Annotated in this window: 28 protein-coding genes; 6 read left to right on the top strand and 22 right to left on the bottom strand. The window is 65.2% G+C overall.

Annotated elements, in window-relative coordinates:
- Both H2040_RS01580 and H2040_RS01585 read right to left on the bottom strand, forming a co-directional pair.
- Nucleotides 1-1,027, bottom strand: a 1,027-nt coding sequence (locus H2040_RS01580; protein ID WP_287153764.1) for a helicase-related protein, incomplete at its 3' end; no start/stop codon positions are given.
- A gap of 30 nt (nucleotides 1,028-1,057) precedes the next feature.
- Nucleotides 1,058-1,915: a DUF3108 domain-containing protein gene (locus H2040_RS01585; protein ID WP_287153766.1), complete on the bottom strand. Its 858-nt coding sequence runs from the start codon at nucleotides 1,913-1,915 to the stop codon at nucleotides 1,058-1,060.
- Nucleotides 1,916-2,106: 191 nt separating this feature from the next.
- Here H2040_RS01585 and rpmB point away from each other — a divergent pair, with 191 nt between their 5' ends.
- Together rpmB and H2040_RS01595 are read left to right on the top strand one after the other, a co-directional pair.
- On the top strand, nucleotides 2,107-2,412 hold the full coding sequence (gene rpmB / locus H2040_RS01590; protein WP_022696372.1) for a 50S ribosomal protein L28: 306 nt from the start codon (nucleotides 2,107-2,109) through the stop codon (nucleotides 2,410-2,412).
- Between the two features lie 147 nt (nucleotides 2,413-2,559).
- Nucleotides 2,560-4,299 (top strand): amidohydrolase, encoded by a 1,740-nt coding sequence (locus H2040_RS01595; protein ID WP_287153770.1) that lies wholly within the window; start codon nucleotides 2,560-2,562, stop codon nucleotides 4,297-4,299.
- Nucleotides 4,300-4,304: 5 nt separating this feature from the next.
- Here the strand turns inward: H2040_RS01595 and H2040_RS01600 are convergent, their stop codons facing one another.
- Nucleotides 4,305-5,036, bottom strand: a complete 732-nt coding sequence (locus tag H2040_RS01600; RefSeq protein WP_287153772.1) for an SDR family oxidoreductase — start codon at nucleotides 5,034-5,036, stop codon at nucleotides 4,305-4,307.
- Nucleotides 5,037-5,106: 70 nt separating this feature from the next.
- Between H2040_RS01600 and H2040_RS01605 the strand changes: the two genes are divergently transcribed.
- The 3 genes from H2040_RS01605 (at nucleotide 5,107) to H2040_RS01615 (ending at nucleotide 7,509) form a co-directional block, all read left to right on the top strand.
- Entirely contained in the window at nucleotides 5,107-5,634 is a 528-nt protein-coding gene (locus H2040_RS01605) for an adenine phosphoribosyltransferase (RefSeq protein WP_287153774.1), read from the top strand.
- Nucleotides 5,635-5,706: 72 nt separating this feature from the next.
- Entirely contained in the window at nucleotides 5,707-6,969 is a 1,263-nt protein-coding gene (locus H2040_RS01610) for a TCR/Tet family MFS transporter (RefSeq protein WP_287153776.1), read from the top strand.
- A 66-nt stretch (nucleotides 6,970-7,035) separates the two neighbouring features.
- On the top strand, nucleotides 7,036-7,509 hold the full coding sequence (locus H2040_RS01615) for a hypothetical protein (protein ID WP_287153778.1): 474 nt from the start codon (nucleotides 7,036-7,038) through the stop codon (nucleotides 7,507-7,509).
- A gap of 17 nt (nucleotides 7,510-7,526) precedes the next feature.
- Here H2040_RS01615 and H2040_RS01620 read toward each other — a convergent pair whose 3' ends face one another.
- The 13 genes from H2040_RS01620 to H2040_RS01680 form a co-directional block, all read right to left on the bottom strand.
- Entirely contained in the window at nucleotides 7,527-9,053 is a 1,527-nt protein-coding gene (locus tag H2040_RS01620) for a S10 family peptidase (RefSeq protein ID WP_287153780.1), read from the bottom strand.
- A gap of 98 nt (nucleotides 9,054-9,151) precedes the next feature.
- Nucleotides 9,152-11,068 (bottom strand): 1-deoxy-D-xylulose-5-phosphate synthase, encoded by a 1,917-nt coding sequence (dxs, locus tag H2040_RS01625; protein WP_287153805.1) that lies wholly within the window; start codon nucleotides 11,066-11,068, stop codon nucleotides 9,152-9,154.
- Nucleotides 11,069-11,121: 53 nt separating this feature from the next.
- Complete coding sequence (locus tag H2040_RS01630; protein WP_287153807.1) at nucleotides 11,122-12,012, bottom strand: polyprenyl synthetase family protein; 891 nt, start codon at nucleotides 12,010-12,012, stop codon at nucleotides 11,122-11,124.
- A gap of 30 nt (nucleotides 12,013-12,042) precedes the next feature.
- Nucleotides 12,043-12,393: a tRNA-binding protein gene (locus H2040_RS01635; RefSeq protein WP_287153809.1), complete on the bottom strand. Its 351-nt coding sequence runs from the start codon at nucleotides 12,391-12,393 to the stop codon at nucleotides 12,043-12,045.
- Nucleotides 12,394-12,400: 7 nt separating this feature from the next.
- Nucleotides 12,401-12,658, bottom strand: a complete 258-nt coding sequence (locus tag H2040_RS01640; protein ID WP_287153811.1) for an exodeoxyribonuclease VII small subunit — start codon at nucleotides 12,656-12,658, stop codon at nucleotides 12,401-12,403.
- A 35-nt stretch (nucleotides 12,659-12,693) separates the two neighbouring features.
- The gene (locus H2040_RS01645) at nucleotides 12,694-13,359 is read right to left on the bottom strand and encodes a histidine phosphatase family protein (RefSeq protein ID WP_287153813.1); all 666 of its coding nucleotides are present in this window, start codon (nucleotides 13,357-13,359) and stop codon (nucleotides 12,694-12,696) included.
- 49 nt (nucleotides 13,360-13,408) lie between these two features.
- Nucleotides 13,409-14,020: an arginase family protein gene (locus H2040_RS01650; protein ID WP_287153815.1), complete on the bottom strand. Its 612-nt coding sequence runs from the start codon at nucleotides 14,018-14,020 to the stop codon at nucleotides 13,409-13,411.
- A gap of 47 nt (nucleotides 14,021-14,067) precedes the next feature.
- Nucleotides 14,068-14,343, bottom strand: coding sequence for an arginase family protein (locus H2040_RS01655; protein WP_287153818.1), 276 nt, complete (start codon nucleotides 14,341-14,343; stop codon nucleotides 14,068-14,070).
- Nucleotides 14,344-14,384: 41 nt separating this feature from the next.
- Nucleotides 14,385-14,978 (bottom strand): YqaA family protein, encoded by a 594-nt coding sequence (locus H2040_RS01660; RefSeq protein ID WP_287153820.1) that lies wholly within the window; start codon nucleotides 14,976-14,978, stop codon nucleotides 14,385-14,387.
- 56 nt (nucleotides 14,979-15,034) lie between these two features.
- On the bottom strand, nucleotides 15,035-15,802 hold the full coding sequence (locus H2040_RS01665; RefSeq protein ID WP_287153822.1) for a hypothetical protein: 768 nt from the start codon (nucleotides 15,800-15,802) through the stop codon (nucleotides 15,035-15,037).
- Nucleotides 15,803-15,899: 97 nt separating this feature from the next.
- Complete coding sequence (locus H2040_RS01670) at nucleotides 15,900-17,108, bottom strand: acyl-CoA dehydrogenase family protein (protein WP_022696387.1); 1,209 nt, start codon at nucleotides 17,106-17,108, stop codon at nucleotides 15,900-15,902.
- Nucleotides 17,109-17,191: 83 nt separating this feature from the next.
- Nucleotides 17,192-17,407 carry a helix-turn-helix domain-containing protein gene (locus H2040_RS01675; protein WP_022696388.1) on the bottom strand — a complete coding sequence of 72 codons (216 nt, stop codon included), beginning with the start codon at nucleotides 17,405-17,407 and terminating at the stop codon, nucleotides 17,192-17,194.
- The gene (locus H2040_RS01680; RefSeq protein ID WP_287153828.1) at nucleotides 17,407-17,919 is read right to left on the bottom strand and encodes a DUF2975 domain-containing protein; all 513 of its coding nucleotides are present in this window, start codon (nucleotides 17,917-17,919) and stop codon (nucleotides 17,407-17,409) included. The genes H2040_RS01675 and H2040_RS01680 overlap by 1 nt, the downstream gene beginning before the upstream one ends.
- Before the next feature lie 165 nt (nucleotides 17,920-18,084).
- Here H2040_RS01680 and H2040_RS01685 point away from each other — a divergent pair, with 165 nt between their 5' ends.
- The gene (locus H2040_RS01685; RefSeq protein ID WP_287153830.1) at nucleotides 18,085-18,822 is read left to right on the top strand and encodes a TSUP family transporter; all 738 of its coding nucleotides are present in this window, start codon (nucleotides 18,085-18,087) and stop codon (nucleotides 18,820-18,822) included.
- On the opposite strand, the gene H2040_RS01690 is transcribed toward H2040_RS01685, so the two are convergent.
- The 6 genes from H2040_RS01690 to H2040_RS01715 all read right to left on the bottom strand — a co-directional run bounded on the left by H2040_RS01690 (nucleotide 18,819) and on the right by H2040_RS01715 (nucleotide 25,250).
- Entirely contained in the window at nucleotides 18,819-19,331 is a 513-nt protein-coding gene (locus H2040_RS01690) for a hypothetical protein (RefSeq protein WP_287153832.1), read from the bottom strand. The two genes, H2040_RS01685 and H2040_RS01690, sit on opposite strands and share 4 nt — an antisense overlap.
- Nucleotides 19,332-19,449: 118 nt before the next feature.
- Nucleotides 19,450-21,483 carry a S9 family peptidase gene (locus tag H2040_RS01695; protein ID WP_287153834.1) on the bottom strand — a complete coding sequence of 678 codons (2,034 nt, stop codon included), beginning with the start codon at nucleotides 21,481-21,483 and terminating at the stop codon, nucleotides 19,450-19,452.
- Between the two features lie 89 nt (nucleotides 21,484-21,572).
- Nucleotides 21,573-22,037: a tRNA adenosine(34) deaminase TadA gene (gene tadA / locus H2040_RS01700; protein WP_287153836.1), complete on the bottom strand. Its 465-nt coding sequence runs from the start codon at nucleotides 22,035-22,037 to the stop codon at nucleotides 21,573-21,575.
- Entirely contained in the window at nucleotides 22,030-22,470 is a 441-nt protein-coding gene (locus H2040_RS01705) for an acyl-CoA thioesterase (RefSeq protein WP_287153838.1), read from the bottom strand. The genes tadA and H2040_RS01705 overlap by 8 nt, the downstream gene beginning before the upstream one ends.
- Nucleotides 22,467-23,606, bottom strand: a complete 1,140-nt coding sequence (locus H2040_RS01710; RefSeq protein ID WP_287153840.1) for an iron-containing alcohol dehydrogenase — start codon at nucleotides 23,604-23,606, stop codon at nucleotides 22,467-22,469. The genes H2040_RS01705 and H2040_RS01710 overlap by 4 nt, the downstream gene beginning before the upstream one ends.
- A 144-nt stretch (nucleotides 23,607-23,750) precedes the next feature.
- On the bottom strand, nucleotides 23,751-25,250 hold the full coding sequence (locus H2040_RS01715; RefSeq protein ID WP_287153842.1) for a CoA-acylating methylmalonate-semialdehyde dehydrogenase: 1,500 nt from the start codon (nucleotides 25,248-25,250) through the stop codon (nucleotides 23,751-23,753).
- Nucleotides 25,251-25,302: the final 52 nt, after the last annotated feature.

The raw sequence follows: 25,302 nt of genomic DNA on the forward strand, positions 1-25,302 counted from the left end.
GCATTTGCAGGGCCTGTTCGTCCAGCGCGTGCCGGACGCGGACCAGCGCCTCGTCCGGCGTCGGGCGGTTCAGCGAGGCGTTGAGGGCGTCCATCGACGAAAAATCGAGATCGAAATTGCGCCACTCCAGCCGCTCCAGAGGTTTGAACTGGTGGTTTTCCAGACGCTTGACGTCCTCGATATCCAGCTCCGGCGCGTCGCCGGTCGTGCCGAACGTGCCGGGCTGGCGGAAGCGGCCCGCGCGGCCGGCGATCTGGCCCATCTCCGCGGGGACGAGGCGGCGGCGCTTGCGGCCGTCAAACTTGGTGAGGCGGGCGAAGGCGACATGATCGACATTCAGGTTCAGGCCCATGCCGATGGCGTCGGTGGCGACGAGGTAATCCACCTCGCCGGACTGGAACAGCTCCACCTGCGCGTTGCGGGTGCGGGGGCTGAGCGCGCCCATCACCACGGCCGCGCCGCCGCGCTTGCGGCGGATCAGTTCGGCGATGGCGTAAACATCCTCCGCCGAGAAGGCGACGATGGCGGAGCGCCGGGGCAGGGCGGTGATGCGGCTGTGCCCGGCATAGGAGAGGGTGGAAAATCGCTCCCGCGTCTCGATCTCCGCCTCCGGGACCAGGCGGCGGACCAGCGGGCGCAGGGTTTCGGCGCCCAGGATCATGGTTTCCTGTGTTCCCCGGCACCCGGTCATGCGGTGGGTGAAGATGTGGCCGCGTTCGGGATCGGCGGCCAGCTGCGCCTCGTCGATGGCCATGAAGCTGACCGGCTGGGACAGCGGCATCGCCTCCGCCGTACAGATCCAGTAGCGCGGATTGCCGGGGACGATCTTTTCCTCGCCGGTCATCAGGGCGGCGGCGCCCGCGCCCTTGGCGGCCACGACCCGGTCATAGATTTCCCGGGCGAGCAGGCGCAACGGAAGGCCGATCATGCCGGTGGGGTGGCCGAGCATGCGCTCGACCGCCAGATGCGTCTTGCCGGTATTGGTCGGGCCCAGCGCGGCGCGCAGAGTCGTCTGGAGCGCGCTCATGTTTGCAGCTCTCCTCGAATCAGAAGGCCTTCAGTCTAGCGCGTCGGCGCCGGCCAGCGAGTCGCCCATCGCAATGTCCAGATCGCGAATCTCGATCACCGCCTTGCCGAAATCCAGCTGCAGCTCGAACCGCACCGGCATGGATACGCCGTAGGACGGGGTGTCCGCGAACCACACGCGCAGGGGCGTATTCTCCATATCCTCGTCCGGCAGGTCTTCCGGGTCGAAGCCCGAAACGGGGATATAATAGACATTGCAGGAGGTAACAGGGCCTTTATAGCCCTTCAGCTTCGCCTCGTAATCGCCCTCATAGATCATGCGCAGATCGTAACGCTGCTTGCCGTCGAAGACGCGGGCGTCATAGCCGCAAGGGCGGTCCGCGTGGCGGTTGGCGTTCAGCGCCATCTGCAGGATGGCGGACAGGGCGTCGACCGCCTCCAGCCGTTCCTCGCGGGTGGCGGGGGGCTGTCCCATGCTGCCAAAGCGCGGGTTCACGTCGGAGATCACGTCATCGCCGGTGAAAGTGATCTCGATCGTGCGGTCCTTGGACCCGGCCGCGTTCATGTGGCGATAGTTTTTCGGCTTGGGGTAGGAGCGATCCATCTCGCCCTCCACCTCGGCCTCGATCTCCGCCTTCTTGAACCAGCGCACCAGCCCCGCCGTTTCGAACAGCGCGTCCGATTCGTATTCGCCGCCGGAAAGCCGGGCGTCCAGCGAGGCGTTCAATACCTTGATGCCCAGCAGATAGCCGGAATATTGCGCGTCGATGGCGCGCGGCAGCAGCGTTTCGCTGGAAGCCTGCGGCGCGTCATCAGCGGTCTTCGCCTGTTGCGGCGCGGCCAGCATGGCGGCCGAGGCCAGCGCAAGAAGGAATGGCTTGTGTCTCATGGGCGTGTTTTAATCCCGCAATTACGGCGTGAAAAAGTCTTTGGCGCGCGCGGGGCGCCTTTCCAGTGCCCCTGTGTCTTGACCCGCTTCGGGCATAAGGCTAAATGCCCCGCTTCCGCGACAGGCATTGGACGCTTGGCGCGAAATAAGGTTTTTTGCGCGAAACGCAAACATCGAGAGGACGTGACGCCATGGCGCGCCGCTGCGAATTGTCGGGTATTGGGCCGGTTTCCGGAAACAATGTCTCGCACTCCCACAAGAAGACCAAGCGCCGGTTCTTGCCGAACCTGTGCGATGTGACGCTGACGTCGGAAAAGCTGGGCCGCAGCTTCTCCATGCGCGTTTCGGCCGCGACCCTGCGCACCGTCGACAAGATGGGCGGGCTGGATCACTATCTGGCGAAAGCCAAGGTCGATCAGCTGTCCGATCAGGCGCAGCGCATCAAGCGCGCCCTGAAAAAAGCCGACCGCGAAACGCTGCTCGAGAAAGTCGAGTAGGCCGCAACCGGCTTCAATTCCAGGTTTTGAAACGGGCGGTCCATGGCGGGCCGCCCGTTTTCATTTGCGCCGCCTTGCGCCCGCCCGGTTCGGGCGCTTCTATGCGCGGCAATTCATTATTCCGTTCTTTTCGTATCGAGGTTCTTCATGCGCCTTCTGATCGCCGCCCTGACCCTGTTTTCCGCCTGCGCCGCGAACGCGCAGGACGCTGACGCGCCGGCCGAGGCGCCGGAGCGGATATTCCTCAACGGCGTGATCCATACCGGAAGCGAGGACACGCCCCGGGCGGAAGCCGTCGCGGTGGCGAACGGCGTGGTGGCGTTCACCGGCGCTCAGGACGCGGCGCTGGAGATGGCCAGCGCGGAGACCGAGATTGTCGATCTGCGCGGCGCGGTGATGTTTCCGGGTTTCACCGACGCCCACGCGCACCTGATTGGCATTGGCCAGCGGGAGCTGACGCTGAATCTGGAAGGGTCGGAATCGCTGGCCGGCATGCTGGCGCGGCTGGAACGCTGGGCGGAGGACCACCCCGAAGGCGTGATCGCCGGGCGTGGCTGGATCGAGACGCAGTGGCCGGAAGGCCGGATGCCGACGCGGGAGGATCTGGACGGCGTCGTTGACGATCGCCCGGTGCTGCTGGGCCGCGCCGACGGTCATGCGCTGGTCGCCAACAGCGCGGCGCTGGAGGCGGCCGGCATCACGGCCGATAGCGAAGACCCCGAGGGCGGCCGGATCGAGCGCGGCGAAGCCGGCGAGCCGAACGGCATCCTGATCGACGCGGCCATGGCGCCGGTCGAGGCGCTGGTGCAGGAGATGAGCGATGCGGAACGGCGCGAGGCGCTGCGCATCGGCGCGGAGGCCATGGCCGAATATGGCTGGACGGGCATCCACAACATGTCCGTGACCGAAGCGCAGGCGCGGGACCTGGACGAGCTGGCGGCCGCCGGGGAATTGCCGATCCGCGTCTACAACGCCCTGGACTGGGGCAATGACGTGCTGCTGGAGGACGGGCCGTGGGGCAGCCCGGACCGCCGTAACGTGACACGGGCCTACAAGGTCTATGCGGACGGCGCGCTTGGCTCCCGCGGGGCGGCGTTGCTTGAGCCTTATACGGACCGGCCCGATACGACCGGGCTGTTGTTCCTGGACGAGGAAAAGGCGCTGGCCTTCTATGAGAAGGCGCTGCGCGAGGGCATCCAGATCGCCACGCATGCGATTGGCGACGCCGCCAACAGGCAGGTGCTGGACCTCTATAGCCAGGCTTTCGTCGCGGTCCCGCCGGATGAGCGGGCGGTGCGCAATCCGCGCTGGCGGATCGAGCATTCGCAGATCGTCGACCCGGCGGATATCGAACGCTTCGCCAGCCTGGGCGTCATCGCCTCCATGCAGCCCAGCCACGCCATCGGCGATCTCTATTTCGCGCCCGACCGGCTGGGGCAGGAACGGCTGGAGGGCGCCTATGCGTGGCAGAGCCTGATTGATGCGGGCGCAATCGTCGCCGCAGGTTCCGATGCGCCGGTTGAGCGCGGCGACGCCCGGATCGAGTTCTATGGCGCGGTGGCGCGCAAGGGGCTGGACGGGTTCCAGGGCGAGGGATGGCAGCCTGAGGAAGCGGTGGACCGCCAGACGGCGCTGAAAATGTTCACGGTCTGGCCGGCATACGCCAGCTTCCGCGAGGACGAGCTGGGCATGATCGCGCCCGGCATGCGGGCCGATTTCAGCGTGTTCCGCGATGACCTGATGTCAGAGCCGGAAGAGGACATTCTGCGCAACAAGGCGGTGATGACCGTGGTGGACGGGGAGATTGTCTACCGGGCCGATGATGAAATGTGGCCCAATAATCCCCCCGCCGACCTGCCGGACCTGCGTGGCGATACGCCGGAATAGGGCGTTCAGCCCTCCTGCACGGTGGGACGGATCAGAACCTCGTTCACCGAGACCGAATCGGGCTGGGAGATCGCGTAGGCGGCGGCCTCCGCGATATCTTCCGGCTTCAGGCCGGTGTCCTTCTGCATCGTCTTCACGCGGTCCTTGATCTGGTCGTTGGAGATGTCGTTGCCCAGCTCCGTCTCCACCGCGCCGGGGGAGATGATGGTCGAGCGGATCTTGCCCGCAGTTTCCATCCGCAAGCCCTCTGAAATGGCGCGCACGGCGTGCTTGGTGCCGCAATAGACGACGCCGGATTTGACCACGCGATGGCCGGCGGTCGAGGCGATATTGATCACCTGGCCGCTTTCCCGTTCCAGCATGTGGCCGAGCACGGCGTCGACGCCATAAAGGACGCCCTTGATGTTCACGTCGATCATCTTGTCCCACTCATCCACCTTGCCTTCTGACAGGAAGGAAAGCGGCATGACGCCGGCATTATTGATCAGCACGTCGATGTGGCCGAACTTGTCGATGGCGGCCTTGGCCAGCGCCTGAACGTCATCGCGGCGGGTGACGTCGGTGACGTGATAGGCGGTGTCCCCGCCCAGCTTCTCCGCCAGCGACTTCAGGCGGTCTTCCCGCCGCGCCCCCAGCATCAGCTTGGCGCCGTCTTTGGAGAGCCGCTCCGCAATCGCCTCGCCAATGCCGCTGGAGGCGCCGGTTATGACCACGACCTTGTCTTTGATTCCACTCATAATTGCTCCTTGAAATGTCTTTTTTCAGCTCAGGGTTCGAACTTCCTCAAGATCATAGTAGAAGCCGGGCATGAACCTGAAAGAGACGATCCGAACCATCCCGGACTACCCGAAGCCGGGAATTTTGTTCCGCGACGTAACCACCTTGTTCGCGCGCGCCGAGGCGTTCGAGGAAGCCGTAGCCCGCATGGCGGAACCGTTTGCGGGGCAGGAAATCGACCTTGTGGCGGGGATCGAGGCGCGGGGCTTCATCCTGGGCGGGGCCATCGCCACGCGCCTGAAGGCGGGCTTCATACCGCTGCGCAAGAAGGGGAAGCTGCCGCACAGGACGTTGACCGAGTCCTACGCGCTGGAATATGGCGATGATGAGCTGGAGATGCATGAGGACGCCGCGCCGAAGGGCGCGCGGGTGCTTCTGGTCGATGACCTGATCGCGACGGGCGGCACGGCGGAGGCGGGGGTGAAACTGCTGAAGCGGTCGGGCGCGGAGATTGCGGGCGTGGTTTTCCTGATCGAGCTGCCGGAGCTGGGCGGACGCGAACGGCTGGAAGGTCAGGGCGTCGCCATGCAGTCCCTGCTGTCGTTCGAAGGCCACTGACTGCGATTGCCGTCCCGTGCGCGGCAATTGCGCGCTAGGCAAAACGGCCCATTCGCGCGATAGAGGCCGCCCATGACGCGGACGCCCGGCAAGCACGCGCTCCTGTTCATCTTCATCACCGTGTTGATCGATGTGACGGGGCTCGGGATTATCATCCCGGTCATCCCCCAGCTCATCATGGAGCTGACGGGGGAGGGGATCGCGCGCGCGGCGGTATTCGGCGGCGCGCTGATGTTCCTCTATTCCATCGTGCAGTTTTTTGCTGCGCCGTTTGTCGGCTCGCTATCGGACCGTTTCGGACGGCGCCCGGTGCTGCTGTTTTCCCTGCTGGGCTTCGGGATCGATTACGGGCTGATGGGGCTGGCCCCCAGCCTCGCCTGGCTGTTTCTGGGCCGGTTCCTGTCGGGGATATTCGGGGCGACCTTCACCACGGCGAGCGCCTATATCGCCGATGTCAGCCCGCCCGAAAAACGCTCCGCCAATTTCGGGATCCTGGGCGCGGCGTTTGGCCTCGGCTTTATCATCGGGCCCGCAATGGGCGGTTTTCTGGGGGAAATCGGGCCGCGCATCCCGTTCTTCGCGGCGGCCGCGCTGGCTTTCCTGAACCTGATCTATGGCTTCTTCGTGCTGCCGGAAACGCTGTCGAAAGCCCAGCGCCGGCCGTTTGACATCAGGCGCGCCAACCCGCTGGGCAGCCTTCTGACCCTGCGCGCCTATCCAGTGGTGATCGGCGTGGCCGCGGCGCTGTTCCTGTTCCAGCTGGGCCATTACGCCCTTCCGGCCACCTGGGCCTATTACGCCGAGGCGAAATTCGCCTGGTCGCCGGCGGAAATCGGCCTGTCGCTGATGTTTGTCGGGCTGACCGGCGCGGCGGTGCAGGGCGGTCTGACGCGGGTGGCGATACCGGCGCTGGGCGAGACGCGGGCCGTGACGCTGGCCTTTCTTATCAGCATCGTCTTCTACGCCGGGCTGGCCTGGGCGACGTCCGGCTGGATGGTCTATGTGCTGATCGCCGTGGGCGCGGTTGGCGGCATTGGCGGACCGGCGATGCAGGGCATCCTGTCCAATCAGGTCTCCAACAGCCAGCAGGGCGAATTGCAGGGCGCCATCGCCAGCCTGCGCAGCCTGGCGGCCATCGCCGGACCGTTGCTGATGTCCACCTTCCTGTTCGGCGTGTTCGCGGGGGATGACGCGCCGGTCTATTTCCCGGGCGCGCCCTTCCTGGCCGCGGCGCTGCTGACACTGGCCGCGCTCTATCCCTTCCTGCGCACCATGCGGCGGGCGGAACGCGCGGAACCCGGGCCTGCGCCGGGCGATGCGCGGGCGGCTGAATAGCGGCTGGATCAGGCGCGGCGGCCTTTGCGTTGGATTTCCGAAACGAACGCAAGGAGGACGCCATTCATGCGAATCATTGCCATCGTGACGGGCCTGGCCCTGCTGACCGCCTGCGAGGCCGCGCAGGAGCCGCAATCTCAAGAGGCTGAGACGCCGCCGGAGAACGGACAATCAGACCCTCCGCCGGCCGAAGAAGACCCGGTCATGCAGCCGGGCGAGCCGCACGGCGTCGATACGGCCTATCTGGAGCATCCCTGGGCCGTAAAAGGCGGCGATTGCCGTAAGCCAGACTTCGACATCAATCTGAACCCGGCGGGCGATCTCACGGTCGAGACGAGCCTCAACGGCTCGCCGCGCACCGGGTATGTGGCGCAAGGCGACGAGCCGCGGTTCGTTTTCGACGCGCTTGAACTTCCCGTCGAAGGGCGCGGGGTTGACGGTCTGGCCGTCATGCCGCCGGAATATGGCGAACTGACGCTGGGCGGCGTGGCGATCAAGGGCGATGGCGCGGTCTTTATTCAGTGCCCCGAGCCGGGGTGACCGCGCCCTGATCGGCCCTAGCGCGAACCCGCCGCCACGAAGTCGTGCATGTCCTCGCTGAGCTGCTCCAGAGAGGGCTGGTGCACGTACATCATGTGGCCGGACTGGTAATAGGTTTTGGTGATGCGGTCCTGCGGGATGTCGTCGCGCTGCAGAGCCAGCTCGGCGCCGAAAACGGGCGTGGCGAGGTCATACCAGCCGGAAGCGAGCATGATGCGCAGCTCCGAGTTCTGGCGCATTCCCTCGCTGATCCAGGGGCCGACATTGACGTAGGCAGGCCACCCGCCGCTGTCTTTGGCGGACCAGTTCCAGTTGCTGCCCGGTTCGCCGTCCAGCACGCGGTAATCGCGGGTGATCGGCACATCCAGCTCACGGGTCAGATAGTCGTTCACCGCCGCCGTATAGGCGCCGTCAATGCCGTAGGAAGACGGATCGGCGTCGAAACGCTCGCCCGCCGCATCGAAATCGATGCCGGTATAGCGGGCGTCGAGGCGGCCGGTGGAGCGTTGTTCGTCGCGCAGCAGCTCCTTCATGAAGCGCATATTGTTCACGCGCATGTTCGCCTGACGCAGATAGGTTTCGCTGAGCCCGGTAAAGCCGGAGAGTTTCGTGATGATTTCGCGCCGGCGGCTGTCTTCCAGCATCGCGCCTTTCAGCAGGGCCGGGGCGTATTCCTCGATCGCAAATTCGCGGGTAGCCTCGGTGAAGGCGTCGAAATCATTGTTCCACGCGCTCTTGTCGATCTTGCCGTGATACCAGGCGATGGCGGCGAAAGAGGGTATGTAGGAGACGTGGACCATCTCGTTGCCCTTGCCGTAGCGGGAGAACTGGAAGTCCAGAACGGCGGAAATCAGGATCACGCCGTTCAGGGAAACATCCGTCCAGCCGCCCTGAAGCTCGTCGATCAGCGCGGCGGCGCGGGTGGTGCCATAGCTTTCGCCCGCCAGGTATTTCGGGGAGTTCCAGCGGCCATTCTCGGTCAGCCACAAGCGGATGAACCGGCCGAGCGAATCCGCGTCCTCCTCAAGCCCGTAATAATCCTTCGGGTCGGTGTCGCCGAGCGCGCGGCTCCAGCCGGTGCCGACCGGGTCGATAAACACCATGTCGGCCACGTCCAGCATGGAATAGGGGTTGTCGCCGAGATCGTAGGGCGGCGCGCCGTCATCGCTGCCGTCGGACGGGATGACCACGCGTTTTGGGCCGAAGACGCCCATGTGAAGCCACAGCGAGGCGGACCCCGGCCCGCCATTGAACACGAATAGGACGGGGCGGCTGCGGTCGCCATTCTTGCGGATGTACGAGGTCGAGAAGATGGAGGCGACGGGTTCGCCCTTGTCGTTCTTCAGATAGGTCTCGCCGGCGACGACATCATAATTGATGGTCTGGCCGCCAATACGGACGCTGCCGGATTTCTCCGACTGCGCGGGCTCCGGAATGTCGGCGGATGCGCTGCTGTCGCCGGACTCATTGTCCTGCGCCATGGCGGCGGGCGTGCAAAGGATGGCGGCCGCGGCCAGAGCGGCTGAAAAACGCTTTATCTTCATGAATATCCCTCCCGATAGTGGGCGTAAGAAAAACGGTCCGCCGCCGGGAAGTCCAGCGACAGAACCGCACATTACGGGAAGTTAAGCTGAAACGAGCGTCAGGCCGTTTTCGCGGACGGCAGGGCGGCGACGTCGCCCCGGCCCAGCGCCTCTATGGCGCTGGCGGCGATATGGCGGGCGTTCAGGCCGGCGGCGTCATATTGCAGGAACGGCTTGTCGTGATCCTGGAAGATGTCCGGCAGGTGCAGGGTTCGGATTTTCAGACCTGCATCCAGCGCGCCTTCACGCGCCAGGAATTGCAGAACGAACGCGCCGAAGCCGCCCATGGCCGCTTCCTCTATGGTGATCAGCGTTTCGTGTTCCCTGGCCAGGCGGCGGATCAGGTCCTCGTCCAGCGGCTTGGCGAACCGGGCGTCGGCCACGGTGGTGGAGAAGCCCTGTGCGGCCAGCATGTCGGCGGCCTTCTTCGCTTCTCCCAGACGACCGCCCAGAGACAGCAGGGCGATGGTGGCGCCCGCGCGGACGATGCGGCCCTTGCCGATTTCCAGCGGCTGCGCGTCCTCGGGGATTTCGACGCCCTCGGCCTCGCCCCGCGGATAGCGGAAGGCGCTGGGGCCTTCATCAATGGCGGCGGCGGTGGCGACCATGCGGGTCAGCTCCGCCTCGTCCGAGGCGGCCATCAGAGTCATGCCGGGCAGGGCGCCCAGATAACCCACATCGAAAGAGCCCGCGTGCGTCTGGCCGTCGGCGCCGACAAGACCGGCGCGGTCGATGGCGAAGCGAACGGGCAGTTTCTGGATCGCCACGTCATGGACGACCTGATCGTAGCCGCGCTGCAGGAAGGTGGAATAGATGGCGGCGAACGGCTTCATGCCGTCGGCGGCAAGGCCTGCCGCGAAGGTGACCGCGTGCTGTTCGGCGATGCCAACATCCCAGCAGCGGTCCGGGAATTTCTCGCCAAACACATTGAGGCCGGTGCCGGAGGGCATGGCGGCGGTGATGGCGCAGACGCGGTCGTCCTTCTCGGCTTCCTTCACCAAGGCGTTGGCGAACACCTTGGTATAGCTGGGCGCGCCGGCCGCGCCTTTCTGCTGTTCGCCGGTAACGACATTGAACTTGGAGACGCCGTGATACTTGTCGGCGGCGTTCTCGGCGGGCTCATAGCCCTTGCCCTTGCGGGTGACGGCGTGGACCAGGATCGGGCCGTCGTCCAGATCGCGGGCGTTTTCCAGAATCGGGACCAGGTGTTCCAGATTGTGGCCGTCGATGGGGCCGACATAGTGGAAGCCCATTTCCTCGAACAGCGTGCCGCCCATCACCATGCCGCGGGCATATTCCTCGGCCCGGCGGACGGGTTCTTCCAGCCCGATGGACTTCACCACGCCCTTGGCCAGCTTGCGGAAGGACGAATAGGGCTTGGAGGAAACCAGCCGCGCCAGATAGGCGCTCATCGCGCCGGTCGGCGGGGCGATGGACATGTCGTTATCGTTCAGGATCACGATCATGCGGGATTTCAGGTGGCCCGCATTGTTCATCGCCTCATAGGCCATGCCGGCGCTCATGGCGCCGTCGCCGATCACGCAGACGACATTATTGTCCTTGTCCTGAAGGTCGCGGGAAACGGCAAAGCCAAGCCCGGCGGAAATCGAGGTGGAGGCGTGCGCGGCGCCGAACGGGTCATATTCGCTCTCGCTGCGCTTGGTGAAGCCGGACAGGCCCTCGCCCTGACGAATGGTGCGGATGCGGTCGCGGCGGCCGGTGAGGATCTTGTGCGGGTAGCATTGATGACCGACATCGAAGATCAGCTTGTCGTCGGGGGTGTTGAAGACGTGGTGGATGGCGACCGTCAGCTCGACCACGCCCAGCCCCGCGCCCAGATGCCCGCCCGTGGTGGAGACCGCGTCGATGGTCTCGTTGCGCAATTCGCCGGCGAGCTGTTTCAGCTCCGCCACTGAAAGGCCTTTCAGGTCGGCGGAAGTTTGAACTTTGTCCAGCAGCGGGGTGTCGGGCTTCATATTATTCGTTTTCTAACGGCCGCGCCGCGCCGGGACCGACCGTTGATTGAGCTTCAATTTGAACGGTCTAGCACGAAATCGACCGCATCCCTCAAGGCTTCGGCGCGGGATCCGAACGGATCGAGATGCGATTTGGCCTGTTCGGCCAGCATCCGCGCCTGCTCGCGCGCCTTCTCTGTACCTAAAATGGATACGAACGTGGCTTTTCCTAGGCCGGTGTCCTTGCCGACCGCCTTGCCAACCCGTTCAGCCTCGCCTTCCGCGTCCAGCAAATCGTCCGCGATCTGGTAGGCCAGACCCAGATCATGGGCAAAGCCGGCCAGCGCCTGACGGTCATCCTCGTCCGCGCGGGCCATGACGGGGCCGATTTCCGCGGCGTAGGCGATCAGGGCGCCGGTCTTCATGCGCTGCATGCGGGTGACGATATGGATGTCCGCCTCGTCATGCTCGGCCGCGTCCAGATCAATCATCTGGCCGCCCACCATGCCGCGCGCGCCGGAGGCCAGGGCCAGGCGGGAGACCAGCTCGCAGCGCACATGCGCCGCGCCGTGGGTGTCCGGGTGGGACAGAATCTCGAAGGCCAGGGTCAGCAGCGCATCGCCCGCCAGCACGGCCGTGCCCTCGTCATAGGCCTTGTGCACGGTGGGGCGGCCCCGGCGCAGGTCGTCATCGTCCATGCAGGGCAGATCGTCATGGATCAGCGAATAGGTGTGTACGCATTCCAGCGCGGCGGCGGCGCGCAGCAGGCTGCGCTCGTCCATGTCGAACAGGCGGCCGCATTCCAGCGCAAAGAAGGGGCGCAGGCGTTTGCCCCCGCCCAGCGCGGCGTAGCGCATGGCGGAGATGACGCGCGACTCCGGTCCGTCGGCGCGCGGGATCAGGGCGTCCAGCGCGACTGTCACGCGGTCGGCGGTTTCCTCAAGCTGTTCGTGGAAAGTGGTCACGCGCGACATGTCCTCAAGATTCTTTCTTTCCTAGAACATGCGCGCGCCGTCCGGCGCGTCGCGGTCAATGTCCAGCAGGACGATGCGGCCCTGATCGTCGGGCACGCCCAGCGTCAGGACTTCCGACATGAACGGGCCGATCTGGCGCGGCGGGAAATTCACCACCGCCATGACGCGGCGTCCGGTCAGTTGCTCCACCGTATAGTGATCGGTGATCTGGGCGGAGCTTTTCTTCACGCCGATGTCAGGCCCGAAATCGATCCAGAGCTTGAAAGCCGGCTTGCGGGCTTCGGGAAAGGGTTCGGCGCGTTCGACGGTGCCGAGGCGAATATCCACTTTCTGGAAGTCGTCGAACTGGATCTCGTCTGCGGGTTTGGCCATTGCGCGGTCAGTCCAGCCCGGCCGGTTCGGCCTTGGGCGCTCCGTCTTCGTCGAAGACGATCTTGTCGACCTTCATCTGGGCCGCTTTCAGCTTGTCCTCGCAATGCTTTTTCAGGGCGGCGCCACGTTCATAAATGGCGATGGATTCTTCCAGCTCCACATCGCCCCGCTCCAGTTTCTCGACAATGGATTCCAGCTCTTTGAGAGCCGCCTCGAAGCTCAGCGTGGAGACGTCGGGAGGGGATTTTTCCGCAGTATCGGACATGAATAATTCTCTTTTGGGGCAGGCTTGAAATCAGCTTAACGGCCGGGGTCAGCGCCGTCCACGCGGCTCTGAACCGGCTCATAACGGCGATAGGACCAGTAGGAATCGCCGCCGTCCACCACGCAATCATAACCGCGCCGTTTCAAGGCCGGCCGCAGCATGCGATTGAACCAGCCATGCGCGAAAAGCAGCACTTCCGCGCCCGATGCGGCGGTCTGGACCAGGTGATCGGCCGCCGACTCGGCGCGCACTTCCGCTTCGCGCCGGGATTCGGTTCCGCCGCTATAGCCCAGCCACCACGCGATCCGGGACAGCACGCCCCAGGTCGGGGGTTTCAGGAACAGGCCCGGCAAAGGCGGGGGCGGCAGCGGCGCCTCCACAAAGATCGGCAGAGTCTCGATCCGCTCCGGCTCGGCAACGGCGTGGGCGGTGGCGATGGCGCGGGGCAGGGTGCTGGCCAGCAATATATCGGCCTTCTTCACTGCCTCGATCAGGTCGCGCGGCGGCTTGCTGTCCTCACGCAGGCCGACGCGGTCATAGTTCGCCCACCACTCCCCATAACCCTTTGCGTTGATCCGCACCGTGCGGTCCGCGTCCGGCCGTCCGTGACGCGCCAGCGTGATCGCGCCCGGCGCGGGCGGCGCCATGACGGCGCGGGAGTCCGGATCTTCGCGGCCGGGTTGGGTCGGCGAATGGTTCATCGTGTCTGCCGAGGGCGGGGGATCAGCTGCGCGCCGGACGCGCCCCTCTTCAGGCGTCCAGCAACGCGCGCACATGGGCGGCGGCGGACCGCGCGAGCGCATCCAAGTCGTATCCGCCCTCCATCAGGGAAACAAGCCGCCCCTGACCGTGCCGGCGGGCGATATCGACGAGCCGGTCCGTGATCCAGGCAAAATCCTCTTCGGTCACCGGCCCCGCGCCCAGCGGGTCGTCGCGGTGCGCGTCGAACCCGGCGGAGATGACCAGCAGGTCGGGCGCGAACGCATCCAGCGGTCCCAGCAGCGATTCCTCGGCCAGATCGCGCCAGGCCTGCGCGCTGATCCCCGCGCCAAACGGGGCATTGCGGATATTGTCGTGCTCGCCGCGCTCATGCGGGTGGCCGGTATTGGGGTAGAGCGGGGCCTTGTGGATGGAGCCGAAGAACAGTTCCGGCCGGCTCCAGAAAGCGGCCTGCGTGCCGTTGCCGTGATGCACGTCGAAATCGATCACCGCGACGCGGCGGGCGTGGCCTTCCTCGACGGCCCACATTGCGGCGATGGCGGCGGACCCGGCGAAGCAGAACCCCATCATCTGGCGCGGTTCAGCGTGATGGCCGGGCGGGCGCACGGCGCAGAAAGCGGCCTCGAACTCGCCGTCGAACACGCCCTTCGCCCCGCGCAGCCCTGCGCCCGCGGCGCGGCGGGCCGCGGTCAGCGCGCCGGATGCAGGAAAGTGTCATAGGTGATTTCGTGAAACTCGCCGGGCGTCGCGGGTTCCTTGCCCGTCATTTCCGCCCACATCTGGCGGTCATGGACGCGCAGGATGTCGCGGTCATCGGCCAGCGGGGCCTCCAGCCGGATCAGATCGGCGAAGTCCGGCCCCTCCATGGCGGCCAGAACGCGGCGCAGGCGTTCGGGCTTTTCCGGGTTATCGTCGGGCACCTGATGGGCGAGGCAATCGGCGTGGGTGATGAGCGCAGTTTTCATACCCGCTACAATGCTTGAGACGCGGCGCGATTCAATTCCTGTTACAGGAAGAGCAGCAAAATCCACGCGCAGACGGCGGCAATCGCCAGAACCCAGATGGCGGTTTTTCGGGTCCTGGAGGAATTTTTCCAGAATTCCGTGATCTGCGGTCCGAACAGGGCCACCGCGGCGGCCAGAAGGCCGAAGCGCAGGCCGCGGCCAATCAGGCTGGCCAGCATGAACAGGCCAAAATTATAGCCGGCCGCGCCAGCCGAAAGTGTCACGATTTGCCACGGAACGGGGAAAATCCCGCCGCTGACGATCGTCCAGAATCCCGCGTCGGCGTATCGCTGTTCGTACGCCTGCATGTCCTGTTCGCTGAGGAAGGGCAGATTGCCGGACAGCGCGTCGGCCGCGTGGTAGCCCGCCCAGTACATCAGGGCCGAGCCAACCAGCGTGGAGGCCACCACGACCGCCAGATAGAGCGGGATGCGTTTGCGGTGCGCGAACATGAGGGCCGCCAGCGGCGCCTCGATCGGCCAGGGCAGGATAGTGGTTTCCAGAACTTCGCCCAGCGCCAGCGCCGGCGTGGTCCAGCGCGAACGGACCCAGCGGTCCAGCGTGTTTCGCGGTTTTTCGGACGGTCCAAAAGACATGGCCGGGGCAACGCCGCCCCGGCCATAAAGTTCAGCCGTTTAAAGGATGGATGGACCTACCGGCCGCCCAGCAGGCGCGATTCCGGCGTGGTCTGGCTGTAGGTTGTGGCGCTCGCGCTATAGTCGCCCTGGCGCTCGGCCAGCACGTCGGCGTAGTTGCGCCCGCTGCTATAGGTCACCGACTGCGCGGAATAGACCTGAGCCTGCGGCTGGGCGTATTGCGGCTGCTGATAGCCGTATTGCGCGTTGCCGTAATAGCGGTCGTCGTAGCGCGGATCATGACGGTCGCCATAGTAGCGGTCGTCATAGCGCGGGTCGTGACGGACATCGCCATAATAGACGTCCCGACGCTCATAGGCGTAGCGGTCGTTCGGGTAGTAGCCGGCATTGCCGTAGCGGTCGTAACCGCCCTGCTGATAGCCGGCATTGTAGCCGCGATGGACCGGGGCGCATTCGCGCTTGCCGGTCGAGGCGCCGACGGCCGCGCCCAGCGCGCCGCCGATCACCGCGCCGGCGACCGTGCCGCTATTGTCATTGCCGCGATGGTGACGGTCGTAACCGCGATGGCGGCTATAGCCGTAGCGGCGGCCGCGATAGCGGTCGTCGTCGTCATCGTCCACGGATGCGCCGATCACGCCGCCGGCCACCGCGCCCAGAAGTCCGCCAATGATGGCGTTTTCCGCGCGGTTGTCGTCGCAATCATACTGGTAGCCGCCCTGGCCATACTGGCCGTAGGAGGACCCGTAATGCTGAGCCGAGGCCGCCGCAGGAATCAGCGCGATGGCTACGGCGCCCAACGCTGTCGATAGAAGTGCGGTGCGCATGGCGTATCCTTTTCTCGTCTCTCTCGTGCTTTTCACGTGAGCATAGAGAAGCAAATCCCGCCTGAACGTGACATGAAGCCGTAACACACTGAATTATTTAGCCGTTTCCGAGCCTTTTCATTTCGATCCGGGCGACGGCGCGATTGTGCACCTCGTCCGGGCCGTCGGCGATTCTCAGCGTGCGGATGCCGGCATACATGCCCGCCAGCGGGGTGTCCTGACAAACGCCCATGCCGCCATGCGCCTGGATGGCGTCGTCGATGACCTTCAGGGCGACGCGCGGGGCGGCCACCTTGATCATGGCGATCTCGCCCTTGGCGGCCTTGTTGCCGACCGTGTCCATCATCCACGCCGCTTTCAGCGTCAGCAGGCGGGCCTGTTCGATCTCCAGGCGGGCCTCGGCGATGCGTTGCTCCCAGATAGAGTGTTCGGAAATGCGCTTGCCGAACGCCTCGCGGCTCATCAGGCGGCGGACCATCAGCTCCAGCGCCCGCTCGGCCGCGCCGATCGTGCGCATGCAGTGATGGATGCGGCCCGGGCCAAGCCGCCCTTGCGCGATTTCGAAGCCCCGGCCTTCGCCGAGGATCAGGTTTTCCGCCGGCACGCGCACATTGTTCAGCGCCACTTCCATGTGGCCGTGCGGGGCGTCGTCATATCCGAAGACGTGCAGGGCGCGTTTCACCTCGACGCCTTCCGCGTCGGCGGGGACCAGAATCTGGCTCTGCTGTTTGTGGCGGTCGGCGTCCGGGTCCGTCTTGCCCATCACGATATAGATGGCGCAGCGCGGATCGCCCGCGCCGGAAGACCACCATTTGCGGCCGTTCACGACATAATGGTCGCCGTCACGTGTGATCGAGCACTCGATATTCGTGGCGTCGGAGGAGGCGACGGCCGGTTCGGTCATCAGGAAAGCGGAGCGGATCTCGCCGGCCAGCAGGGGTTTGAGCCATTTTTCCTTCTGCGCGTCGGTGCCGTAGCGGTCCAGAACCTCCATGTTTCCGGTGTCCGGCGCGGCGCAGTTGAACAGCTCCGAGGCCCAGGAGACCCGGCCCATGATCTCGGCCAGCGGTGCGTATTCCAGATTGGTCAGGCCCGCGCCGTGTTCGGATTCCGGCATGAAGAGATTCCACAGCCCTTCATCGCGCGCCTTGGCTTTCAGCTCCTCCACGATGGGCGGGATTTCCCATTTGCCGGCCTCTTCATGCTGCCGGACATAGGTGTCCTCGTTCGGATAGACGTGCGTGTCCATGAAGCGCTGGACGCGGTCCATCCATTCCTTCGTCTTTTCGGAGTGTGCGAAATCCATTCTAGCGGCCATCCCTTCGCGAGTTCTGTTGTGCAAGCGCGAGATTAGCGGCGCGCCTGCGCCGGGTCGAGATGACCTTAGGGTCAATCGCCGCGTTTGACAGCCAGAAGGTCGCCCGGTTCGCAATCCAGCGCCTCGCAGAGCCGGGCCAGCGTGTCGAACCGGACGCCTTTCACCTTGCCGGATTTGAGCAGGGAGAGGTTGGCCTCGGTCATGCCGATTTCGGCCGCCAGCTCCTTGGAGCGGATTTTCCGGCGCGCCAGCATCACGTCCAGCGTTACTTCAATCTCGGCCGCCATCAGACGAACTCGTCGTTTTCCTGCTTGATCAGGACGCCCTCGCGGAAGATGTGCGCAATGCCGCGGATCGCCAGCCCCATCGCGCCGACGCCCAGCGTCAGGTCATTGGCCTGGAAATGCAGGCCGCCGGGATTGCCGCTTATCCACTCGATAAGCGTCGGCGTGACCAGGGCGCTGGCCGCCGCCGCCAGCAGCAGGGAGTCGCCGCCCCCGCGGAGCGTCTTGACGTTGCGTTCGGTAAATATCTGCCCCTCGCTGCAACGGCGAAACAGATGCGCGAAACCCAGCAGGGCGAACAGCAGGAATATGGAGGGCATCGCCTCCACCAGGCCAAGACCGAACTGGTTGCCGATATACAGCCAGCCATCGCCGCCGGGGCTCAGCGCGCCAATGCGCTCACGGATCACATTGCCGATATCCACCGCCATCAGGCCGAACAGGCCCCAGGCCACGACGCTCAGCCAGAGCGCGCTGTCCCGCGTGTCTTTCGAAATTTCTGTCCGTTCACTCATGCGCCTGTCCTTTCTTTTCGGCCCGGACGCTCTCATACAAATTATTGTATGACAATAATTATTTCCTGTAAAAATATAATTTATTGTTTTCAGGCATGATTTTCCGGTTTGGCGGCGTCCGGGGCGCGATGGATTGCCCGGCGCGGGCGCCGTATCAGGGCGGGCATGATCGCGATTCTTCTCATCGCCGTATTCGTCACCGCCGCCATATCCGGGATTTTCGGGATGGCGGGCGGGCTGATGCTGATGGGCGTGCTGGCCTTCATCATGCCCGTGCCCGCCGCGATGGTGACGCACGGACTGGTGCAGAGCGTCTCCAACGGATCGCGCGCGCTGTTCCTGCTGCGCCATGTGCGCTGGGACGTGATGGGGTATTATGTGATCGGCGCCGCGGCGGCCGTTGGCGCGCTGGCGCTGGCCGCCTTCACGCCCTCGCGCTTCATGGTGTTCGTCCTGCTGGGTCTGCTGCCCGGTCTGCTCTGGATTCCGAAATCATGGTTCGAGTTTGATGCGGCAAAGCCGCTGCATGCGGCCGCGTGCGGGCTGGGCGTGACCGGGATGAACGTGGCGGCGGGGGTGTCGGGGCCGCTGCTGGACCTGTTCTTCGTGCGCACGCCGCTGACGCGCCATGAAATCGTCGCCACAAAGGCGGCCAGCCAGGTGATCGCGCATGGCGTGAAGATCGCCTATTACGGCGCGCCCATGCTGGCCGGGGCCAGCGCGGCGGGCCTGCCGCCCTTATGGGTGCTGGCGCTGGCCACGCCACTGGCCATTGCCGGAACCTGGGCCGGGACGCGGGTGCTGAACCTGTTCTCTGACGCCAATTTCAAGAAATGGACGCGCCTGATCGTCACCGGGATCGGCGTGATCTATCTGGCCCGGGCGGTCCTGCTGGCGGTTTAGACCGTGCGCCGGCGCAGCGCGTGACCAGCAAAAATGACCGTCGCGCCCAGCGCGATCAGGGCCAGCGCCGAGAGATCGAAGTCCAGCACCACACGGCCCATCCGGTCATGCGTCCATGCCCACAGCGTCGGGATGCCGATAAATTCCATGCCGCCCGCCCACATCATCGCAGCGCCCGCATCGGCCAGCGATCCGGCGCTGGCATAGGTGAAGCCTGTCAGGCGGGCGCGGCGCAGAATGGCGGAGACGGACCACAGGGCGGAGGCAAGGAAGAGGGCGGGGGAAAGCAGAATCGCCTGCTCGCTGGCCCGGCCGATATAGGCCGTCAGCTCCGCGCCCAGACCGGCGCGCGTGCGAATGGCGACAAGGCCCGGCTCGATCACCAGCTCCCACACGAATGCGCCCATCAGGGCGGAGAACAGCAGGATCGTGATCATGTAGAGGATCCCGGCGCCCGGCCAGGGCCGCGGGGGCGAGGATTCGGTCGGGGCGTCGGCGGCGTCGGTCATGGGCGGGACCATAGCGCGTCGCGCCTGTGTTGGAAAAAGAAAGCGCCGGTCCTGGCAGGGACCGGCGCAGAAACCGGGACGGGCGGCGAGGCGGCGCCCGTCCCGTAAAGTCAGGTCTCTAGTTGGCGACCGTCGGTTCGAAGCCTTCAAGGGCTTCGGCGAGGCCCGGAACGTCCTCCGCGCCGGTCTTCACCGCCACGCTGGAGCCTTCCAGCGCGCCGGCGACCGGCTGGTAACGTCCGCCCAGACAGTTCTCGGACAGGAAGCCTTCCATCACCGCAAAGAAGGAGATGGAGTTCTCCGGCCGTCCGAAGCCGTGGCCCTCGTCCGGGTATTCCACATAGGTCACCGGGATGCCCTTTTCGGTCATCGCGTCGACGATCTGGGTGGATTCAATCACCGTGACGCGCGGATCATTGGCGCCCTGGCCGATCAGCAGAGGCGCGCTGATGGCGTCCACCTTGTTGATGGGGGAGCGCTTCTCCGCTTCCGCGCGGCCCTCTTCGGTCGCCGGGTCGCCAATGCCCCGATAGAAGGTCGCGTCCAGGAAGGGCTTCCAGTATTCCGGGAAGCTTTCCATCAGCGTGACCAGGTTGGACGGGCCGACAATGTCGACCCCGCAGGCGAACGTGTCGGGCGTGAAGGTGACGCCGACCAGCGTGGCGTACCCGCCATAGGATCCGCCGCCAATGGCGATCTGGTCTTCCCTGGCGATGCCCTGCTCGACGGCCCAGTCGACGGCGTCGATCAGGTCGTCATGCATCTTGCCGGACCACTCGCCATGGCTGGCATTGATGAAGTTTTTCCCGAAGCCGGTGGAGCCGCGATAATTGACCGACAGCACGGCGTAGCCGCGATTGGCCATCCACTGATGGACGGAATTATAGCCGTAGGAATCGCGCGCCCACGGGCCGCCATGCACCCACAGCAGGGTCGGCTGGGCTTCCTCCGGAACGCCGTCGCCGTCCGCGTCCGATCCCGGCGGCAGGGTGTAATAGGAGACCAGCTCCATGCCGTCGCGGGACGGAATGGTCACCGATTGCATGGGTTGCAGCGGGGCGTCTTCAAGCGCCGGGCGCATGGTGAACAGGCGCTCCGCGCTGTTGTTCACGGCGTCATAGCGCCAGACAGTGGCCGGGCTTTCCGCAGAATCCTCCGCCACGATCCAGACCGTGTTGTCCATGCTCTGGCTGGTGACGGTGAAGTCGCCGGTCAGGGCGGCGTCCAGCGCGGCGAAATCTTCCGCGATCTCGTGGTTCAGGGGCGTCCATTCCACACGCTCCTTCTCCACCGCATAGGCCAGCGGCGCGTTCGTCATCGGATCGAACAGGACATTGGAAATGTCGGCGACTTCCGACTCGGCGATCACTTCGCGCGTCTCGCCCGTGGCGGCGTCGATCAGGACCAGCGCCGCCTTGTCGCGGCCGCGCGTGTCCAGCATGTAGAACGCATCGCCCGCATCGTTGAAGCCAAGGCCGTTGGAGGCCAGAGCGTCTTCCGGCCCCAGTTCGATCAGGACTTTCGGCTCCTCGCTGTCCAGCGAGATGATGTTGAACCCGCCGCCGGGCGTTTGCTGCATGGCGGCGCGGACGGCCAGCTCGTCGTCGAACAGCAGGCCGGCATAACCCGGATTCTCGAACACCAGCTCGCGCTCGCCGGTCTCAAGATCGACTTTCCAGGCGTCGTGAAGCTGCGGATTGCGGTCGTTCAGCCCGACCACGATTTCATCCGGGTGGTCGTAGCTCATGGCGTAAACCTGCGCCCGCACGCCATCCATCGGCGTCAGGTCGCGCGCCTCGCCGCCTTCGCGGTCCACCTGATAGAGGTGGAAATTCTCATTGCCCCCGACATCCTGCATGTAGAGCAGGCTGTCGCCATTGGGCGTCCAGAAATGATTGCGGATGCCGCGGCTGTCATCGCTGGTGATGGCGGCGGCGGCGTCCAGATCGCCTTCCGGCGCGACCCAGACATTCAGCACGCCGTCGACCGGCGCGATAAAGCTCATGGCGTCGCCTTCGGGGGCGATGCGCGCCTGCGCGCGCTCCGGGTTTCCGAAAATGTCCTCGCGCGGGATCAGCGGGACATCGTCCTGCGCCAGGGCGGCGGCGGGCGTAATCAGCATGGATGCTGCAAGCAGATATTTGAGAGTCATCAGGGGCTCCTCCCTCCAGAGTAGATGGCGGGAGTGAAACAGAACCTTATTGAATGTCAATAAGGATCAATCGAGTTTCAATAAAAACTTTAAGATTTTGTCGCGCGCCGCGCCCGGAAGAAATCCTTCAGGAGGGTGGAGGATTCCTCCCGCATCACCCCGCTCTCGACCTCCGGCCGCCAGTGGCAGGTCGGTTGTTCGAAGAAGCGCGCGCCGTGATCCACCGCGCCGCCTTTCGGATCGCCGGCCCCATAGAGCACGCGTCCGATACGGGCGTGGCTGATCGCCCCGGCGCACATGGCGCAGGGCTCCAGCGTTACATAGAGGGTCAGGCCGGTCAGGCGGTAATTGCCGCGCGCCCTGGCCGCGGCGCGCAGGGCGCGGATCTCGGCATGGGCGGTGGGGTCATGTTTGGCGATGGGGGCGTTATGCGCCTCTGCAACGATCTCCCCGCTCTCGGGGTCCACGATCACCGCGCCGATGGGAGCTTCGCCCGCCTCTGCCGCCGCACGCGCCAGCTCCATCGCGCGCGCCATGAAGGCGGCGTCACTCATCCTTCAGCAGCGGGGTCAGCGCCTCGCGGAAATCGTCGGGCAGGGGGGCGGGGCGGCGCGTCTCGCGGTTCACATAGACATGGACGAAATGCCCCTCGGCCGCGGCGTCCTCCTGCCCCTCGCGGAAGATGGCGACCTCGTAGCGGACGGAGCTGTTGCCAAGCCGCGCCACGCGAAGGCCCGCCTCCAGCCGGTCCGGGAAGGCCAGCGGCTGGTAATATTTGCAGCCGGTCTCCACCACCAGCCCGATGGTCTCGCCATGATGGATGTCCAGCACCCCGGCCCCGATCAGGAACCGGTTCACGGCGGTATCGAACAGGGCGTAATAGGCGACGTTGTTCACGTGGCCGTAGATGTCGTTATCGGCCCAGCGCGTATCCAGCGGCTCGAAGGCGGCGTAGTCGGCGCGGAACCCGCGTTGCTGGTTGCTCACAACGCCGCCGTGTAGATTTTCAGCGCGTCGTCCTGCGTGACGTCGCACGGATTATTCATCAGAAGACGGGTCTGCAGCATGGCGTCTTCCGCCATGCGCGGCAGGTCGTTGTGATTGATTCCCACCTCGGTCAGCCGCCGCTCGATGCCGACCGCTTCCGCGATGCGCTCACACTCCTCGATCAGCGCGCCGGCTTTTGCGGGCAGGCCCAGATGGCCCGCGATGCGGGCATAGTCAGCCCCCGCGACATCCAGATTGAAGCGCAGCACGTGCGGCAGGACCAGGCTGTTGGAAAGCCCGTGCGGCACATGGAAAATGCCGCCGATGGGATAGGCCAGCGCATGCACGGCCCCCACGGGCGCGTTCGCAAAGGCCTGCCCGGCCAGCAGCGCCCCTGTCAGCATGTCGGAGCGCGCCTCGCGATCTCCGCCGTCTGCGCAGGCGCGTTCGATGGCGCCGTGCAGCTTCGAAAGCGCGGCCAGCGCCAGCGCCTCCGACACCGGATTGCGCTTCACTTTCGAGGTGATGGATTCGATGGCGTGGACCATGGCGTCGATGCCGGTCGCCGCCGTCACGTGCTTGGGCAGGCCCAGCGTCAGGTCCGCGTCCAGCACCGCCATATCGGCATAAAGCGGCGGGGAGGAAACGCCCATCTTGGTCGTCTCGCCGGTCGTCACCACGGCGATGGGCGTGACTTCGGAGCCTGTTCCGGCGGTGGTGGGTATCAGGATCAGCGGCAGGCGCGGCCCCGTGGCGTTGCCGACGCCGTACATCTCGGACAGCGCCTGATTGCCGCCCGCCAGCAGGGCCACCAGCTTGGCGGTGTCCATGGGGGAGCCGCCGCCAAACCCGATCACCGCCTCGGCGCCGAACGCCTTTGCTTTTCCGGCGGCCTCCAGCACGACCCGTTCCGGCGGGTCCGCCACCACGCCGTCATAGATCTCGACCGCGATTCCGGCGTCTTCCAGACCGCCCGCCGCGTCCTCCAGCAGGCCCGCGCCGCGCACGCCCTTGTCGGTCACGATGAACACCCGGTTCGCGTCTTTCAGGGCGGGTCCGGCGAGCGCCGCCAGCCGCTTCGACGCGCCGGGTTCGGAGACAATGTGCGGGACGGTGCGGAATTCGAATGTGGTCATGGTGATGACTATAGCCGCGCTTCAAAGCAGAGAAAACGGAAGCTCCCGGACGGCGAAGCCGATCCGGGATCCAGTCCTTTCCAGACCGAATGGACCCCGGATAGCGGCTTTCGCCGCTTCCGGGGACTCACCCACTATTGGGACCTACTGGAACGTCGGAATAACGAATGCCTGGTCGCCGATGTCGCCGGAGGGCCAGCGCTGGGTGACGGTCTTCACCTTGGTCCAGAAGCGCACGCCGTCCATGCCGTACTGGTTGGTGTCGCCGAAGGCCGAACGCTTCCAGCCGCCGAAGCTGTGATAGCTCACCGGCACCGGGATCGGCACATTGATGCCGACCATGCCGACATTGACCTTGGCCGCAAATTCGCGGGCGGCCAGACCGTTGCGGGTGAAGATCGCCACGCCGTTGCCGTACTGGTGCTCGGAGGGCAGGCGGGCCGCTTCCTCAAGGTCGTCTGCGCGCACGATCTGCAGCACGGGGCCGAATATCTCTTCCTTGTAGGACTGCATGTCCGGCGTGACATTGTCGAACAGGGTCGGGCCGACGAAGAAGCCGTCTTCGTGCCCCTGCAGGGTGAAGCCCCGGCCATCGGCCAGCAGGTCCGCGCCCTCGTCTACGCCCATCTTGATATAGGACTCGATCTTCTGCTTGTGCGCGGCGGAAACGACCGGGCCGTAATGCGCGTCCTTGTCAGTGGAGACGCCGATGCGAAGCTTCGGGATTTCCGCCATCATGCGTTCGACCAGCTCGTCGGCCGTGTCCTTGCCCACCGGAACGGCCACGGGCAGCGCCATGCAGCGCTCGCCGGCGGAGCCATAGGCCGAGCCGACCAGGTCCTTGACCACCTGATCCATGTCGGCGTCCGGCATGATGATGCCGTGGTTCTTCGCCCCGCCCATCGCCTGGACGCGCTTATTGTTCGCCGTGCCCTTGGAATAGATGTAGTGCGCGATGTCGGAGGAGCCGACAAAGCTGACCGCCTTGATCGTCTCGTTCTCCAGAATGGCGTCCACCGCTTCCTTGTCGCCGTGCACGACATTCAGCAGGCCTTTCGGCCCGCCGGCCTCGATAAACAGCTCGGCCAGGCGCATCGGCACGCTGGGGTCTTTCTCGGACGGTTTCAGGATGAAGGCGTTGCCGGTGGCGATGGCCATGCCGAACATCCACATCGGGATCATGGCCGGGAAATTGAACGGCGTGATGCCCGCGCCCACGCCCAGCGGCTGGCGCATGGAATAGACATCAATGCCCGGACCGGCGGAGTCGGTATATTCGCCCTTCTGAAGGTGCGGGATGCCGCAGGCGAACTCGATCACTTCCAGACCGCGCTGCACGTCGCCGCGGGAGTCGGCGACTACCTTGCCGTGCTCGCTGGAGAGAAGCTCAGCCAGCTCTTCCATATGGCTTTCGACCAGAGATTTGAACGCGAACAGCACGCGGGCGCGGCGCTGCGGGTTCACGTCCTGCCATTCATGCTGGGCTTCCTCGGCGGACTTTACGGCCCTGGCGACTTCCTCGGCCGTGGCCAGCGGGGTGCGGGCCTGAACTTCGCCCGTATTGGGGTCGAAGACATCGCTGAACCGGCCGGACGTCCCTTTGACGTGTTCGCCATTGATGAAATGCGTGATCTCGCGCGTCATGGAGGGCTTCCTCGCTATGCTTTTGAAAATATCTTTGGCGGAGTGATAACGC

The sequence above is a fragment of the Euryhalocaulis sp. genome (assembly GCF_013911995.1).
GTDB classification, from domain to species: Bacteria; Pseudomonadota; Alphaproteobacteria; order Caulobacterales; family Maricaulaceae; genus Euryhalocaulis; species Euryhalocaulis caribicus.

Bases quoted from the DNA above. Each gene is read 5' to 3' on its own strand.
- H2040_RS01585 (WP_287153766.1), bottom strand. From the start codon at position 1,915: ATGAGACACAAGCCATTCCTTCTTGCGCTGGCCTCGGCCGCCATGCTG.
- tadA (WP_287153836.1), bottom strand. From the start codon at position 22,037: ATGAGTGACGCCGCCTTCATGGCGCGCGCGATGGAGCTGGCGCGTGCG.
- dxs (WP_287153805.1), bottom strand. From the start codon at position 11,068: ATGAAGCCCGACACCCCGCTGCTGGACAAAGTTCAAACTTCCGCCGAC.
- H2040_RS01665 (WP_287153822.1), bottom strand. From the start codon at position 15,802: ATGCGCACCGCACTTCTATCGACAGCGTTGGGCGCCGTAGCCATCGCG.
- H2040_RS01620 (WP_287153780.1), bottom strand. From the start codon at position 9,053: ATGAAGATAAAGCGTTTTTCAGCCGCTCTGGCCGCGGCCGCCATCCTT.
- H2040_RS01670 (WP_022696387.1), bottom strand. From the start codon at position 17,108: ATGGATTTCGCACACTCCGAAAAGACGAAGGAATGGATGGACCGCGTC.
- H2040_RS01660 (WP_287153820.1), bottom strand. From the start codon at position 14,978: ATGTCTTTTGGACCGTCCGAAAAACCGCGAAACACGCTGGACCGCTGG.
- H2040_RS01680 (WP_287153828.1), bottom strand. From the start codon at position 17,919: ATGAGTGAACGGACAGAAATTTCGAAAGACACGCGGGACAGCGCGCTC.
- H2040_RS01690 (WP_287153832.1), bottom strand. From the start codon at position 19,331: ATGACCGACGCCGCCGACGCCCCGACCGAATCCTCGCCCCCGCGGCCC.
- H2040_RS01595 (WP_287153770.1), top strand. From the start codon at position 2,560: ATGCGCCTTCTGATCGCCGCCCTGACCCTGTTTTCCGCCTGCGCCGCG.
- H2040_RS01655 (WP_287153818.1), bottom strand. From the start codon at position 14,343: ATGAAAACTGCGCTCATCACCCACGCCGATTGCCTCGCCCATCAGGTG.
- H2040_RS01685 (WP_287153830.1), top strand. From the start codon at position 18,085: ATGATCGCGATTCTTCTCATCGCCGTATTCGTCACCGCCGCCATATCC.
- H2040_RS01610 (WP_287153776.1), top strand. From the start codon at position 5,707: ATGACGCGGACGCCCGGCAAGCACGCGCTCCTGTTCATCTTCATCACC.
- H2040_RS01645 (WP_287153813.1), bottom strand. From the start codon at position 13,359: ATGAACCATTCGCCGACCCAACCCGGCCGCGAAGATCCGGACTCCCGC.
- H2040_RS01715 (WP_287153842.1), bottom strand. From the start codon at position 25,250: ATGACGCGCGAGATCACGCATTTCATCAATGGCGAACACGTCAAAGGG.
- H2040_RS01710 (WP_287153840.1), bottom strand. From the start codon at position 23,606: ATGACCACATTCGAATTCCGCACCGTCCCGCACATTGTCTCCGAACCC.
- H2040_RS01615 (WP_287153778.1), top strand. From the start codon at position 7,036: ATGCGAATCATTGCCATCGTGACGGGCCTGGCCCTGCTGACCGCCTGC.
- H2040_RS01600 (WP_287153772.1), bottom strand. From the start codon at position 5,036: ATGAGTGGAATCAAAGACAAGGTCGTGGTCATAACCGGCGCCTCCAGC.
- H2040_RS01605 (WP_287153774.1), top strand. From the start codon at position 5,107: ATGAACCTGAAAGAGACGATCCGAACCATCCCGGACTACCCGAAGCCG.
- H2040_RS01635 (WP_287153809.1), bottom strand. From the start codon at position 12,393: ATGGCCAAACCCGCAGACGAGATCCAGTTCGACGACTTCCAGAAAGTG.
- H2040_RS01675 (WP_022696388.1), bottom strand. From the start codon at position 17,407: ATGGCGGCCGAGATTGAAGTAACGCTGGACGTGATGCTGGCGCGCCGG.
- rpmB (WP_022696372.1), top strand. From the start codon at position 2,107: ATGGCGCGCCGCTGCGAATTGTCGGGTATTGGGCCGGTTTCCGGAAAC.
- H2040_RS01695 (WP_287153834.1), bottom strand. From the start codon at position 21,483: ATGACTCTCAAATATCTGCTTGCAGCATCCATGCTGATTACGCCCGCC.
- H2040_RS01640 (WP_287153811.1), bottom strand. From the start codon at position 12,658: ATGTCCGATACTGCGGAAAAATCCCCTCCCGACGTCTCCACGCTGAGC.